Annotated in this window: 10 protein-coding genes; 4 read left to right on the top strand and 6 right to left on the bottom strand. The window is 65.3% G+C overall.

Annotation, left to right across the window (positions count from 1 at the left end; genetic code table 11):
• Position 1: 1 nt before the first annotated feature.
• Complete coding sequence (locus QVG61_RS01625) at positions 2-2245, bottom strand: FAD-dependent oxidoreductase (protein ID WP_289931573.1); 2244 nt, start codon at positions 2243-2245, stop codon at positions 2-4.
• Between the two features lie 3 nt (positions 2246-2248).
• Positions 2249-3535 carry an FAD-dependent oxidoreductase gene (locus QVG61_RS01630; RefSeq protein WP_289931574.1) on the bottom strand — a complete coding sequence of 429 codons (1287 nt, stop codon included), beginning with the start codon at positions 3533-3535 and terminating at the stop codon, positions 2249-2251.
• Between the two features lie 438 nt (positions 3536-3973).
• Here QVG61_RS01630 and QVG61_RS01635 point away from each other — a divergent pair, with 438 nt between their 5' ends.
• The 3 genes from QVG61_RS01635 to QVG61_RS01645 all read left to right on the top strand — a co-directional run bounded on the left by QVG61_RS01635 (position 3974) and on the right by QVG61_RS01645 (position 10198).
• A complete protein-coding gene (locus QVG61_RS01635; protein WP_289932680.1) occupies positions 3974-4780 on the top strand; it encodes a CbbQ/NirQ/NorQ/GpvN family protein in 807 nt (268 codons plus the stop codon).
• Between the two features lie 379 nt (positions 4781-5159).
• Complete coding sequence (locus QVG61_RS01640; protein ID WP_289931575.1) at positions 5160-8156, top strand: VWA domain-containing protein; 2997 nt, start codon at positions 5160-5162, stop codon at positions 8154-8156.
• Between the two features lie 356 nt (positions 8157-8512).
• A complete protein-coding gene (locus tag QVG61_RS01645; protein ID WP_289931576.1) occupies positions 8513-10198 on the top strand; it encodes a coproporphyrinogen-III oxidase family protein in 1686 nt (561 codons plus the stop codon).
• A 69-nt stretch (positions 10199-10267) separates the two neighbouring features.
• On the opposite strand, the gene QVG61_RS01650 is transcribed toward QVG61_RS01645, so the two are convergent.
• From QVG61_RS01650 to QVG61_RS01665, 4 genes are all read right to left on the bottom strand, one after another.
• A complete protein-coding gene (locus tag QVG61_RS01650) occupies positions 10268-10768 on the bottom strand; it encodes an Hsp20/alpha crystallin family protein (protein WP_289931577.1) in 501 nt (166 codons plus the stop codon).
• A gap of 4 nt (positions 10769-10772) precedes the next feature.
• Positions 10773-11114: a chaperone modulator CbpM gene (locus QVG61_RS01655; protein ID WP_289931578.1), complete on the bottom strand. Its 342-nt coding sequence runs from the start codon at positions 11112-11114 to the stop codon at positions 10773-10775.
• The gene (locus QVG61_RS01660) at positions 11101-12075 is read right to left on the bottom strand and encodes a DnaJ C-terminal domain-containing protein (protein ID WP_289931579.1); all 975 of its coding nucleotides are present in this window, start codon (positions 12073-12075) and stop codon (positions 11101-11103) included. Before QVG61_RS01660 ends, QVG61_RS01655 begins: the two co-directional genes overlap by 14 nt.
• Positions 12076-12164: 89 nt before the next feature.
• Complete coding sequence (locus tag QVG61_RS01665; RefSeq protein ID WP_289931580.1) at positions 12165-12611, bottom strand: Hsp20/alpha crystallin family protein; 447 nt, start codon at positions 12609-12611, stop codon at positions 12165-12167.
• Positions 12612-13068: 457 nt separating this feature from the next.
• Between QVG61_RS01665 and QVG61_RS01670 the strand changes: the two genes are divergently transcribed.
• The gene (locus tag QVG61_RS01670; protein ID WP_289931581.1) at positions 13069-15222 is read left to right on the top strand and encodes an adenosylcobalamin-dependent ribonucleoside-diphosphate reductase; all 2154 of its coding nucleotides are present in this window, start codon (positions 13069-13071) and stop codon (positions 15220-15222) included.
• Positions 15223-15226 lie beyond the last annotated feature (4 nt).

Below are 15226 nucleotides of genomic sequence, written 5' to 3' on the forward strand. Positions count from 1 at the left end.
CCTAGAACTTGAAGGGGCTCATGCCGATCTGTTCGATCGTCTCGGCCATGTCGTCAATCAGCTTCGGTGCGCGGTCGATGTCGGTGATGGCGACCTCGTAGGTGGCCACGCGCTCCTTCTCCAGATTGAGCTGGGACAGCGTGTCATCGATCTTGCTCATCCGGTAATGGGCCATTTCCGAGCCCTTCACGAAGTGGCACTGGTAGTTCTCGCCCTTCTGGCAGCCCATCAGGATGGTGCCGTCATAACCGCTGTTCAGGGCATCGGTGAGCCAGATGGTGTTGACCGAGCCCAGGCAGCGTACCGGGATGACGCGGGCCCACTGGCTGTACAGGTTGCCCTGCATGGCGGCCATGTCCAGCGCCGGGTAGGCGTCGTTCTCGCAGGCCAGCACCAGGATGCGCGGCTTCTCCTCGAACTCGTCCGGGATGTCGACGTTCTTCAGCTGCTGGCCGACGGTATCCACCGAGTAGTTCTCGAAGGAGATGACGCGCACCGGGCAGGCGCCCATGCAGGTGCCGCAGCGACGGCAGCGCGACTCGTTGTACTGCGGATAACCCTCCTCGTCCTCGTCGATGGCACCGAACGGACACTCCACGGTGCAGCGCTTGCACTGGGTGCAGCCGTCCTTGCGGAAGGAGGGGAAGGACAGGTCGCCGGAGCGCGGATGCAGGGCACGGCCGAGGTGGGCGTTCTCCACCGCCTGGATGGCCTTCAGGGCCGCGCCGGTGGCGTCCTCGATCGCCTGGGCGGTATCCATCGGCCGGCGCACCGGGCCGCAGGTGTAGATGCCGGTGCGGCGGGTCTCGTAGGGGAAGCAGATGAAGTGCGAGTCACTGAAGCCGTACTTCAGCTGCGGCACGTCCGGTCCCTGGCGGTAGGTGAGGTTGAGGATCGATTCCACCGGCACATTGACTTCGGCGCTGGCTTCCTCGTTCTCGTCCTTGCTCTCTTCGTCCTCGGTGACCGGCAGTTCGATATTGACGCCGGCGTTGGGCACCATGCCGGTGGCCAGCACCACCAGGTCGACCTCCTCGCTCATCTCCTCGTCGAGGATCAGATCCTTGAACTTGACGGTCAGGCCATTGCCGCCGGCCGTCACCTCGGAGGCGATGCCCTTGCGGAAGGTGACCTCCTTGTCCTGGCCGGCGCGGTAGAAGTCCTCGCCGGGCGCACCCGGGGTGCGCAGATCGGTGAACAGCACCGTGGCCTCGATGTCCGGGTTCTGGTCCTTGAAGTACATGGCCTGCTTGATGGAGGTCAGGCAGCAGTGGCCGGAGCAGTAGGGCAGGTGGCCCTCCTTGTCACTGCGCTGGCCGGCGCACTGCAGGAACATGACCCGCGTCACCTCCTTGCCGTCGGAGGGGCGCTTGATGGGGCCGCCGTTGGCCGCCTTGGCCAGTTCCTCCAGGCCGAGCTGGTCGACCACGTCCGGGTTGCCGGCGCCGAGCTCGGGGAGCTGGCTCATGTCATAGGGCTTGAAGCCGGAGGCCTGGATGATGGCGCCGAAGTTCTCGGTGCTGGTGCTGCCGGACTCGGAGGTGATGTCAGCCGAGAAACGGCCCGGTGCGCCCGAGGTCTTGGTGATGGTCGAGTTGAGGTGCACGGTGATGTTCGACTGCGCCTCGATCTCGGCCGCCAGGGCGGCCACCGGTGGGTCGATCAGCTCGCCGAAGGGGGCCTTCTGCGGAATGTCCTTCCAGGCGTGGCCCAGGGCGCCACCCAGCTGGCCGGTCTTCTCGACCAGGTGCACGGGATAGCCGGCCTTGGCGGCTTCCAGCGCGGCGGTCATGCCGGACACGCCGCCACCGACCACCAGGATGGCGTTTTCCTGGCCGCGGTTCTCGGACGGCTGGGGCGGGGTCATGAACTTGGCCTCGGCACAGCCCATACGCACGTAGTCGTCGGCCATCTCCTGGGTGGTTTCCTGCATCTCGTCCTCGTCGGGACGCACCCAGATGACACCCTCGCGCAGGTTGACGCGGCTGATGGCGACACCGTCGAAGTCGAAGGCTTCGGTCTTGGCGCGACGCGAGCAGGCGGCGATGACCACGCGGTTGACACCCTCGTTGTCGATGTCGTCCTGGATCAGCTTCACGCCTTCGGCGTTACACAGGAAGTCATGCTGCTTGACCACCTGGGCCTTGCCGTCGCGCTGGGCGATGGTGGCCAGCTGGTCGCAGTCCAGGCGTTCGCCCAGGCCGCAGCCCTTGCAGATATATGCTCCAATCTTGATGTCAGCCATGGATTAACCCTCCGTCCCGGCAACTCGATTCACGACCTGGATGGCGCGCAGCGCGCCGGCGGTGGCGCTCTGCACCGCCCGGTTCACGTCCAGGGCATCGGCCGAACAGCCGGCCGCAAAGATGGCGCCATTGGCCTCGTCGGGCACGATGAAGCCTTCCTCGTTGATGGTGATGTCCATCGGCATGCTGTCGGCCGGCACGCTCGGCTCCATGCCGACGGCCAGTACCACCAGGTCGTGCGGGTTGCTGTAGCGGTGGTAGCCCTCGGTGTCGACACCATGCAGCACCGGGTTGCCCGTCTCCTTGTCCTCGGTGATGGAGGCGACCTTGGACTTGATGAAGGTGACGTTCTCGTCGGCCTTCACCTTCTGATAGAAGTCGTCGATGCGGTCGATGGCACGGATGTCGATGTAGTAGACGGACGCCTTGAAGTCGTCACCGTACTTGTCGCGCAGATAGGTGGTCTGCTTCAGGCTGGCCATGCAGCAGATGCGCGAACAGTGCTTGAGGTGGTTGCGGTCACGCGAACCGGCGCACTGGATGAAGGCGACGTTCTTCGCCTCCTTGCCGTCGGATGGGCGCAGGATCTTGCCCCCGGTGGGTCCGAAGGGGTCGGACATGCGCTCGTATTCGACGCTGGTGATGACGTTGGCGAAGCGGTCGTAGCCGTAGGGCTGGATCTTGTTGGCATCGTACGGCTGCCAGCCGGTGGCCCAGATGATGGCGCCGACGGTCAGCGTGGTCTCCTCGTCCTGCATGTCGAGGTCGATGGCGCCGTACTTGCAGGCCTCCCTGGCCTTGTCGGCGTCGGCGGTGCCGATGATGCGCGGGTCCAGCACATAGCGCTGCGGATAGGCCAGGCTGTTGGCGATGTAGGCGCCCTTGCGCTTGCCCAGGCCGTAGTCGTATTCGCTGTCGAATTCGGCCTCCACCGCATCGGCGCAGGCGCCGCAGGCGGTGCAGTTCTCGTTCACGTAGCGCGGCGCCGTCTTCAGGGTCACCTGATAGTTGCCGGGCTCACCCTCGACCTTGGTGACCTCGGTGAGGGTCATCAGGCGCAGGTTCTTGTTGGCCTTCATGCGGCGAATGTTGATTTCCAGTCCGCACTTGGGGTGGCACAGCTTGGGGAAGTACTTGTAGAGCTGACTTACCCGGCCACCGACGGACGGATTCTTTTCGACCAGGATCACCTGTTTGCCGCATTCCGCGGCCTCCAGTGCTGCGGACATGCCGCTGATCCCGCCGCCCACCACCAGGATGGTCTGGTTGGTCGCGATTACCTCCGACATGGATAGTCCTCCTCGGATACCGACTTATCTGAAAACTGCCTGCGTCCTGGCGTGCACCGGGGCGCGCGAAGCTCATACGTGCAAATGAGAAAAGGCTGGGTGCGTAACTTGGGGCAAGTCGCACACCGTTGCCTTGCCTTGGGTCAAGAAACCGGCGTGTCCTGCGGCCGGCCGGGCAAGCTGCCGCCGGGCCCGGGCATCAGGATGTGCAAAGATACTCTCTCTCCCTCGGCGGTGCCATACGATCCGTGCCGGAAATGCATCGAAATTTCGAATGCGGAAATAGAAACGACATATGTGCCCGCTGCCGGCTGGCGCCGCATCCGGACCACCTATATAAAAGGTATCCCACCTTTTTCCTGGGACATTTGTTGCCGTGGCCCGGACATCGCGCTAACGTGCCGGCCTGGAATAGCCGTCGAGGAGTCCGTCGTGACCATGCGCGCCGTCAAGCTGGAAGAATATTTCATAGAAGATGAGCCCTATTACGAGCCTGTTGGCGACGAGATCGAGGTTTTTGAGGCAGCCTATCGCAATGGCCTGCCGCTCCTGCTGAAGGGGCCGACCGGCTGCGGCAAGACCCGTTTCATGGAGCACATGGCCTGGCGGCTGAAGCGGCCGCTGATCACCGTCTCCTGCCACGACGACCTGACTGCCTCCGACCTGGTCGGCCGCTTCCTGGTCAGCGGTGGCGATACCGAATGGATCGACGGGCCGTTGGCGCGGGCGGTGCGGGCCGGCGGCATCTGCTACCTGGACGAGATCGTCGAGGCGCGCAAGGACACCACGGTGGTCATCCACCCGCTGGCCGACGACCGGCGGGTGCTGCCGATGGAGAAGCGTGGCGAACTGCTGGAGGCCGCCGCCGACTTCTGCCTTGCGATTTCCTACAACCCCGGCTATCAGAGCGTGCTCAAGGATCTGAAACAGAGCACCCGGCAGCGTTTCGTGGCGCTCAACTTCGACTATCCCTCGGCGCAGCTGGAGGCGCAGATCATCCAGCGCGAGACCGGCATCGACGAGGCGCTGGCCCAGAAGCTGGTCAAGTTCGCGCGCATGACCCGCAACCTGAAGGGCAGTGGCCTGGAGGAGGGCGCCAGCACCCGGCTGCTGGTGCATGCCGCCAAGCTGATGCGCAGCGGCATCGCCCCGGTGGCCGCCTGCCGGGCCGCGCTCTCCGAGGCGCTGACCGACGATCCGGAGATGCGGGTCGCGGTCAACGAGCTGAGCGCGTCGGTCTTCTAGCAGGCTGTTGAAAAACCCTCTGACGGCACGATACGGCGTTAAAAAATGGCTCAAAATGCTCATTTACGGCCATGTAAACTGCGCTTTTTCGCCATTTTTTGCCTTGTCTCGCACTCGCCAGAGACTTTTTCAACAGCCTGCTAGGGTTACTCAGGCAGCTCCCTGCCCCGCCTCTTGTCGTCAGTGACAGGCTTTTCCGCATGCCTTTCCGGCCGTTGCCGCTGGCGCCAGGCGAGGAGCAGTGGCACCACGAGGCAGCAGAAGACAACCAGAGCGATGATAAGCGTATTGAGCAAACTGTGGTCCGTTTCCATGAGGGGGGAGGTTAGAACCTGTCTCGGCCGGCTGTCAGTGACCGGGGTCACCATGGACGGCGGCCGTGGCTGAGCTTCGCCTGGACAGCCCTTGCGGCGACTATGCCCTGCTCGACGTCGGCCGCGGCCGGGTGCTGGAACGCTGGGGCGAGTACCGGGTCGAGCGGCCGGAGCGCCTGGCCGATGCCGAGCCGCGGCTGGACCACTGGCAGGCGGACTGGTGCTTCCGGCCCGGCGCCATCGGTCAGCCGGGCGACTGGCAGGCCGCCCGCCCGGGGCTGGCGCGGGAATGGCCGCTGGAGTTCGAGGGCCAGCGGCTGCACTGCCGGCTGCTGGAGGAGGGGCGGCTGAGTCTCCAACCGCGACAGCTGCTCTGCCGGCAGTGGATCGCCGCGCGCCTGGCGGGCTGCTATCACCTGCGGCGGCTGCGGGTGCTCAATCTCTTCGCCGGCGCCGGCGCGCTGACTGCGGCGGCCTTGGCCGCGGGAGCCGAGGTGGTGCATGTCGACGCCAGTGCCGCGCGCCTGGCCGAGGCCCGGGCGGCGCTGGGTGAGGACGGCATCGAGTACGTCGAGGCCGAGGTCCTGGCCTTCCTCGAGGGGGCGCTGCGTCGCCGCGAGCGTTTCGAGCTGATCCTGGTCAATGCCCCGCGCACCGCCTTCGGCGGCACGGTCCAGGCCTGGGACAGCGACATCGACCTGCCGCGGCTGATCAAGCTGCTGCCCCCCCTGGTCGGCGAAGACTGCCGCGGCATCTGGCTGGCCAGCAGCGATAGCGGATGGCAGGGGGAGGCCCTGGCCCAGCTGCTCGGCGAGGTGTTGCCCGGGCGCCGTATCGAGGCCGGCCCCCTGGAGGTGCGCGAGGCGGCGGCCGGCTGCCGCTTGCCGCTCGGCTCGGCGGTGCGCTGGAGCGACGACCACGACTTTCCGCAGGCTGCCGACCGGCCGCTGGATGCCGCCCAGCTGGAGGCGAGGATCGAGCCCTTCATGATCGCCAGCGGGGCCGCGGAGGCGCCGGCGACGGCACTGGCGCAGTTGCCGCGGTCGCAGCAGGATTTCGTGCTGCACTGGGTGGAGGTGGTCGCCAAGACCAGTTCCGGCATGGCCTTCCAGTTCGTCTGTCATGCGGTCCCTGCCCTGCGGCTGATGGACGAGGCGGGCGTGGAGGCCTGGCTGCTGCAATGCATGGATGCCTACGACACCGCCGGCCTGCAGGCCGCGGTGGCCGCCTTCCAGCAGGTGGAGGACTTTGCCCGCGAGCGGCGCTCGCGCAGCACGGGGGTCGCCTTCGACGAGGTGGCGGTTGTCCTGGAGGCCTTCGTCCAGGGCCTGAACGGCCGGCGTCTGAAGCTGCAGGCCGGCGAGGTCTGTTATACCGACAGCGAGACCCTCTACCTGCCGCAGAGCCTGGTCCGGTTGCCCGCCCGGCAGGACAACTTCCGGCTCTACAAGGCGCTGGCCGTGCACCAGTGGGCGCAGACCTGGTACGGCAGCTGGCGGCTGAGCCTGGTCCAGGCCTGCCGCCACTTCGCCGATGCCGAGCGGGCCATGGCCCTGTTTCATGCACTGGAGTCGCTGCGCCTGGACGCCTGCATCGCCCGTGACTTGCCCGGCGTGGCGCGGGAGATGGCCGCCCTGCGCGAGCAGGTGGGGCATCCCGGCCCCCCGCCCCACTGGATGCAGGCCGTCGAACGCCTGTCCCGTCCCGGGGCGCGGGTCGAGGACAGCTATGCGCTGCTGCCCGATCTGTATGCGCTGCCGTTGCCCGAGCCCTTGCCCTACCAGGGCAGCCTGCGGCCGTCGGAGGTGGAGGCGGTGCGGGCGGAGCGCCTGGCGCGTGACCGCGAGGCCCTGCGCCTCGGCCTGCTGCGCATGGAGGAGTCCGTGCGCCGGCGTCTGGAGGCGGCCGGTCTGCAGAGCGCGGAGCAGGATGCGGCCGGGCGGGCCTCGCGGCTGGGGCTGCGGAAGACGCCCGATGAGACCATGCCGGAGGGTTGCCGCTACGAGGTGACGCTGGACGGCAAGCCGCTGGCGCCACCGGACGAGGTGCGCGCGAGCATGGACTCCATCCTCCAGGATCTGGGCGAGATCCCGGACGACTATCTGTTCGCGGCCGGCGACGGCGGCTATGCGCCGGCCGCCGACAGGACGCGCGACCCGGGCGAGGTGTGGAAGGGGACCTATCACGAGGAGGGGGCCTTCCATTACAACGAGTGGGATCACGAGCGTCAGCACTATCGCAAGAACTGGGCGGTGCTGCGTGAGTTGGAGGTGACGCCGCAGCACGACGGATTCGTCGAGCGCACCCTGCACAAGCACGCTGGTCTGGTGAAAAGTCTGCGTCGTACCTTCGAGGCGCTGCGCGGTGAGGACAAGCTGCTGAAGAAGCAGGTCAACGGTGATGATGTCGACATCGATGCCCTGGTCGAGGCCTGGGCCGACAGCAAGTCCGGTCTGGAGATGAGCGACCGGCTGTTCACCAAGATGCACAAGCTGGAGCGTGACATCGCGGTGATGTTCATGGTCGACATGAGTGGTTCGACCAAGGGCTGGATCAACGAGGCCGAACGCGAGGCGCTGGTGCTGCTCTGCGAATCGCTGGAGACTCTGGGCGACCGCTATGCCATCTATGGCTTCTCCGGCATGACCCGCAAGCGCTGCGAGGTGTACCGGGTGAAGACCTTCGACGATCCCTACGACGAGACGGTCAAGGCACGGATCAGCAGCATCCAGCCGCGTGACTACACGCGCATGGGTGTCGCCATCCGCCACCTCAGTGCGCTGCTCAATCGCGTCGAGGCCCGTACCCGGTTGCTGATCACTCTCTCCGATGGCAAGCCTGACGACTACGATACCTACCGTGGTGCCTACGGCATCGAGGACACGCGCATGGCCTTGATCGAGGCCAAGCGCGACGGCATCCATCCCTACTGCATCACCATCGACAGCGAGGCGCGTGACTATCTGCCGCACATGTATGGCGCGGTGAATTACACGGTGATCGACGAGGTGCGCAAGCTGCCGCTCAAGGTCTCCGACATCTACCGCCGTCTGACCAGCTGAATCTTGCCCCTGTCCGCCGCAGGGTATAGGGTTAGCCCGGATATTGCACGAAGGATTCGAGTTTCAGGGCGAATCTGGCCAAGCAGTTTGTTCGATCGCCCGCCGAAGCATAGCCGTCGCTATGGTTCAAGGGGGATCGGGCAAAATGCGACGCCAGATTTGGTCTGAACTCGAATAGGCACAAACCGTAGCAGGGCACAATTGCTCGCAGAGGGAATTACTGCCTTGAGAAACACCGGCTGAATTACGCATTCAAGGCCGCCTTGGTGCAATATGCGGGTCAGCCGATTCCGGGGGGATGAGAAGCGGGCCACGTCGGTTACGGAGGTCCGCCACAACATGTGGAGGAGGTGGGGATGAAGCACTACAGCGACTGTTTCAACAAGCGGTCCAGGTTCATCGAGGCGCCGTCGCTGCGCGAGGTCGAGGCGGCTGCGATGCCAAATGCCGGCGGGGCCGTGGACGGCCTGGCGGCACGTCTCGGCGAGCTGCTCCAGGTGCAGAACGATTTCTTCCCCTGTTTCGACTGGACCTTCCCGCCACCGCTGCTCAGCAAGTCCGAGCCGCCGGCCGATGCCGCGGCGCTCTTTGCCCGGCCCTCGGTGGTCCCCGGTCGCTATTCGATCTATCTGCACAGTCCCTTCTGCAAGAGCCTGTGCAGCTTCTGCTACTACGCGGTGATTCCCGGTCGCGGCAGCCGCATGGCAGAAGACTACATCGACCGGCTGCTGGGCGAGATGGCGATGTACCGGGAGGCCATGGCCGGCCAGGTCTGCGAATCGATCTATTTCGGCGGTGGCACGCCCAGTTTCCTCGACGGCGTGCTGTTGCGCCGGGTGTTCGAGGGCCTGCATGCCAATTTCGACATCGAGGCTGATGCCGAGATCACCGTCGAGGCCTCGCCCGGCACCCTGCCACGGGTCAAGCTGGAACTGCTCAGGTCGCTGGGGGTCAACCGGCTGAGCTATGGCATCCAGTCGCTGGACGAGGCGCTGCTGGCCGGCATGAATCGCAGCTATTCGATCGACGAGGCGGTCAGGGAGCTCACCGATGCGGTGGAGCGCATCGGCAACGTCAACGTCGACACCATGTACGGTTTCGACGGCGAGCACGAGGATGCCCTGCTGGAGAGCCTCGGCCGGCTGCACGAGATCGGTGTGCCCAGCCTGTCGATCTATGCACTGGACAAGCAGCGCAGCCAGAGCCTGCAGCATTTCGAACCGCCCAAGGATTCGCTTTACGAGTACAAGATCCGTCAGTTCGCGCGTGCCGAGGCCCTGCTCGATTCCTTCGGCTTCCAGCCGGTTCTGCAGAACGTGTTCGTCGATCCGCGGCGTGCCTCCTACCGCCACCAGGTACGGCGCTGGGACAATCTGCCGCTGCTCGCCCTGGGCATGAACGCCCAGGGCTATGCCCCGCGTCGGCCCTACCAGAACATCGCCAGCATCAAGTCCTATTGCCAGGCCATCGACGAGGGGCGGCTGCCGGTGGCGACCTGTGACGAGCTCGACCGGGAGCTGGAATTCTGTCGCGAGCTGACCAGCAAGCTGCGCTTCACCTGGGTCAGTATCGGCCAGATGCGCTACAAGTATGGCGTCGATCTGCAGGCGGTGTTCGGTGAACTGATCGATGCGCTCGGTGAGCTGGGTTACCTGGAATGCGATGGCGACATCCTGCGCATGACACCCAAGGCGGCCTACTACAACAACATCATCCCCATGCTGTTCGCGCCGGATGCCTTCAAGGAAAAGCTGCTCGGCCTGCCGGAGGAATACATCGAGGCCTTCCCGGTGCCCTACATCATGACCCGTCTGGGACGGATCCAGTCGGCGTCCTTCGATTTCTCCCGCGGGCGTCCGGAACGGCGCCACCACACCGAGCGCCGCAGCGGCGAGCGGCGCCGGGTCAGGGCCGGGCAGGGTGCGGACGGGGAACGGCGCTGTCAGGCGGAGCGCCGCCGGCAGGCCGGGCGGCGCAGCAGCGACCGGATGCGCGGCTGGTCGATCACCGCCGGGGAGCAGGCGGCTGCGGCCCTGCCCTGAACGGCGGGCGCAGAGGGGGAAGGCGGTGTCGAAGCAGCCGCCGGTCGTTTCCGGCCGGCGGGTGCAGGGTCAGCTTTCGATGGTGATCCGCCGGCTGCGTGATGTGGCCGTCTTGGGCAGGGTCACGGTGAGGATGCCGCGCCGGTAGCGGGCACGGGCCTTGCTGTCGTCGACCTCGGCCGGCAGCGGAATGGCCCGTTCGAAGCTGCCGTAGGCGCATTCCAGCAGGTGGTAGCGCCCCTCCTGCTGCTCGCGCTGGTGCCGCTTCTCGCCGCGCACCAGCAGGTAGCCGTCGAGGACGCTGACGTCGAACTGGTCCGCCTCCATGCCCGGGACCTCCAGCCGTACCTTCACCTCATCGCTCGATTCGTGGATCTCGGCCGGCAGCAGACCCCACTGGGGCACGAGCTGCAGGAACTGTTCGTCGCGCGTCTCCAGCTCGCCGCCACGCAGGCGGGGCTGGAAGCGGGTCAGGGCCTGGCCGGCGCGTTCGCGCAGGCGGTGCCAGCCCTCGGCCAGGTTTTCCCAGGCCTGGCCCAGGCCTTCCTTCAGTTGCTCCAGTCTGCTCATCGTCTCACCTCCTTGGTTTGCTGATGCCGAGTCGCTGCTCCAGGCTCCGTACCCGGCGGCGCAGCTGCTGCACCTCGTCCAGCAGTTCGATGGCCAGGGCGACGCCGGCCAGGTTGATGTCCAGGTCCTGTTGCAGACGCAGGGCGGTTCGGGCGCGCTGCAGTTCCGCGGCGCGGAAGCGCCAGCGACCGGGGCGACCGCCACAGGGGCGCAGCACACCTTCCTCCACCATCTCCAGCAGACGCTCGGCGTGGATCTGGCAAGCCTCTGCCAGTTCGCCGATGGACAGTTCCTGCTCCTCGTCCAGCAGCACGGCCGTGATTATCTGTTCCTCATGCCTCACCACGGTACGCCTCCATTTCCTGCCTGGGGTTGTACGGCATCGTCTCGGCCATCTGCCGGTAGAGTTCGCGGCTCTTCTCGTCCCGCGCCGGCGGGGTGACGATCTTCAGTTCCACATACTGGTCACCGGGCGGCTTGCCGGGCAGGCCGCGGCCCTTGAGGCGCAGCTTCTGGCCGCTCTGGGCGCCAGGCGGGATCTTCAGGTCGACCTTGCCGCCCAGGGTCGGTACCTGGACCTTGGCACCGAGCGCCGCCTCCCAGGGTGTGACCGGCAGGCTCAGGTAGATGTCGCGGCCGTCGGGGGCGAACAGCGGATGGGGCTCGAACTCGATCTCCAGGTAGAGGTCGCCATTCGGGCCGCCGCTGCTGCCGGGGCCGCCCTGGCCGGCCAGGCGAATGCGCTGCCCGGCGGTGATGCCGCGGGGAATCTTCACCTTCAGGGTGCGCGGTCGGACCACCACATGGCCACTGCTGTCCAGTTCGGGGGCCTTGAGGGTGATGTTGCGCGTGCTGCCGTAGTAGGCATCCTCCAGGCGGATCAAGATCTTGGCATGGTGATCCTCGCCGCGCAGCGGTCCCTGGCGGTGATAGCTGTAACGGCTGCCGCGGCTGCCAAAGGGGCCCCCGCCGCCGAACAGGGATTCGAAGAAGTCGCTGAAATGGGCGGCGTCCGCCTCGGTGTAGCCGCCGCCGCTGAATTCGAAGCCGGCGTCCCAGTCGGGGGGCGGGTTGAATTCCTGCCCGGCCTGCCAGTTGGCGCCCAGCTGGTCGTAGGCGGCGCGCTTCTCCGGATCCTTGAGGACCTCATTGGCCTCGTTGATCACCTTGAAGCGCTCCTCCGCATCCGGTTCCTTGCTGACGTCCGGATGGTACTTGCGTGCCAGCTTGCGATAGGCGCGCTTGATCTCATCCTGGCTGGCATCCTTGGGGACGCCGAGAATCTCGTAATAATCCTTGAATTTCATATTGTTGTTTGCCCGTTGTCGCGTCGATCAGCCGCCTGCCGCCCCCTGGGGGCGGCAGCCTGGCTCGGTTGTGTGCCGCGCGGGCCGGTTCAGCCCTCGACCTGGATGCGGCGCGGCTGCACCTTCTCGTGCTTGGGAATCACGATCTCGAGAACGCCGTTCCTGGCCTTGGCGCTGATGTGTTCCGCGTCGGCGGTATCAGGCAGGGTGAAACGGCGGAAGAAGCTGCCGCGGACGCGCTCGATGCGCTTGTAGCCCTCGCGTTCCTCCTTCTTCTCCTCCTCGCGCTTGCCGCTGATGGTCAGCACACCGTTCTCCATGCTCACCTCGATGGCGTCCGGGTCGACGCCGGGCACGTCGGCATGGATGACGAAGCGCTCCGGTTCTTCCTTGATGTCGACGGCAGGCACCCAGTCGGCGGTGCTCACCGGCGAGGTCTCGCTCGACAGCTTGCGGTTGCGCGGATCGAACAGCTGATCGATCTCGCTGTGCAGCTGGTTCAACAGGCTCCAGGGTTCGTAACGTACCAGGCTCATGATGTGTTCTCCTCTTTCGCAAATATCTGACTCTGGCGCATATATGGGAACGATGGCCGCCGGCCACAAGGGGCCGGCCGCTGTCGCCCGCCCGCTTGGCAGGGGCCGCGGCGGGCGTCCGTAGGGGGCTGGCGGTGGCTGGAAGTGGCGTATATTAGGAACACAATATATAGTGGTTCGTCATTGCTCGTCCGCCTCCTCTGGATAAGCTGTTGATAACCTGTTGGCATCCGATGGATAAAATAACTTGTTGAAAAATAAAAATAAAACCTTGCAAAGGAAAACGGTTGACAGTCCGGAGGAAGCGAAATACCCTATCCCCCTCACCACAAGATCTTGTGGTGAGGGGTGATCCGCAACTCGCTGAATCGGGGCGCTATTTGCGGCGGATCGGCCAATTCGGCCCAGATAACAAACCGGCTTTTGCCACGTCATACAAGGGAATTCAGGAGGTTCGATGAAGACCGCACAGCTTACGGCCGTGACCCATGCGACGACGGACATCGCCCTGCAGGAGGCCTCGCAGGACATCTGGGACAAGAAATACCGGCTGAAGACCAAGGAGGGCGTGGCCGTCGACCGGGACATCGATGCGACCTACCAGCGCGTGGCCCAGGCCCTGGCCGAGGTCGAGCAGACGCCGGAGGCCCGCGAGCACTGGCGCGAGCAGTTCCTCTGGGCGCTGCGCCACGGCGCCATCCCGGCCGGCCGCATCATCTCCAACGCCGGTGCCTGGGAGCACAAGCCGGCCACCTCCACCATCAACTGCACGGTGTCCGGTACCATCCGCGACTCCATGAACGACATCCTGGAGAAGGTGCACGAGGCCGGCTTGACCCTGAAGGCCGGCTGCGGCATCGGCTACGAGTTTTCCACCCTGCGCCCCAAGGGGGCCTACGTGGCCGGCGCCGGTGCCTACACCTCCGGCCCGCTGTCCTTCATGGACATCTACGACAAGATGTGCTTCACCGTCTCCTCCGCCGGCGGCCGGCGTGGCGCGCAGATGGCCACCTTCGACATCGGCCACCCGGACGTGATGGATTTCATTCGTGCCAAGCGCGAGGACGGCCGCTTGCGCCAGTTCAACCTCTCGCTGCTCATCACCCGCGACTTCATGGAGGCGGTCAAGGTCGATGCCGACTGGAAGCTGTCCTTTCCCCTGACCGAGGCCGAACTGGAGACCGAACGTCTCGATCTGGATGATCCACAGCAGGTGGTGTGGCGCAGCTGGCCCTCGACCGAGGGCTACATCAGCAACGAGGCCGGCAAGGTCGCCTGCAAGGTGTACCGCAGCATCCGCGCGCGGCGTCTGTGGGACATGATCATGGCCTCCACCTACGACTTCGCCGAACCGGGCTTCATCCTGATCGACAAGGTCAACGAGATGAACAACAACTGGTTCTGCGAGAACGTGCGGGCGACCAATCCCTGCGGCGAGCAGCCGTTGCCACCCTACGGCTCCTGCCTGCTGGGTTCGGTAAACCTGACCAAGTTCGTGCGCGACCCCTTCACCGAGAATGCCCGCTTCGACTGGGAGGCCTTCCGCAAGGTGGTCGGCGTCTTCACCCGCATGCTGGACAACGTGGTGGAGATCAATGGCCTGCCACTCGACGGCCAGCGCGACGAGATCCTGCGCAAGCGCCGCCACGGCATGGGCTTCCTTGGTCTCGGTTCCACGGTCACCATGCTGCGCATGAAGTACGGATCCGAGGATTCGGTGGCGTTCACCGAGCAGGTGGCGCGCGAGCTGGCGCTGGAGGGCTGGCGCACGGCGCTGGATCTGGCCAAGGAAAAGGGGCCGGCGCCGATCATGGAGGAGGAGTTTACGGTAACCGAGGCCATGCTCGAACAGCGGCCGGAGATGCGCCGCGATGGCTGGCAGGTCGGTGACCAGGTGCAGGGCAAGCTGCTGCATGCCAAGTACAGCCGCTACATGCAGGAGGTGGCGCGGCTGGAGCCGGAACTGGTGCAGGAACTGGCGCTGGTGGGGGCGCGCTTCACCCATCACAGTTCGATCGCGCCCACCGGCACCATCTCCCTGTCGCTGGCCAACAATGCCAGCAACGGCATCGAGCCGTCCTTCGCCCACCACTATTTCCGCAATGTGATCCGCGAGGGCCGCAAGACCAAGGAGAAGGTGGCCGTCTACTCCTTCGAACTGCTCGCCTACCGCGAGCTGATCAATCCCCAGGCCATGCCCTACAGCGAGGACGAGGCGGCCCGGCTGCCGGAGTACTTCATCACCGCCGAGGACATCACTCCCAAGGCGCATGTCGACATCCAGGCGGCTGCCCAGAAGTGGGTCGACTCCAGTATCTCCAAGACCGCCAACGTGCCAACCGATTACCCGTATGAGGATTTCAAGGACATCTATCTCTACGCCTATGAGCAGGGTTTGAAGGGGTGTACCACCTTCCGCTTCAACCCGGAGGCCTTCCAGGGGGTGCTGGTCAAGGAACAGGATCTGGAAAACACCACCTATGTCTTCACCCTGGAGGACGGCAGCACACTGGAGGTGAAGGGCAACGAGGAGGTCGAGTACGACGGCGAGGTGCATACCGCGGCCAATCTCTACGATGCACTGAAAGAAGGCTATTACGGCAAGTTCTGAGAGG

Source organism: Thiohalobacter sp. IOR34, from assembly GCF_030406045.1.
Lineage (GTDB): Bacteria > Pseudomonadota > Gammaproteobacteria > Thiohalobacterales > Thiohalobacteraceae.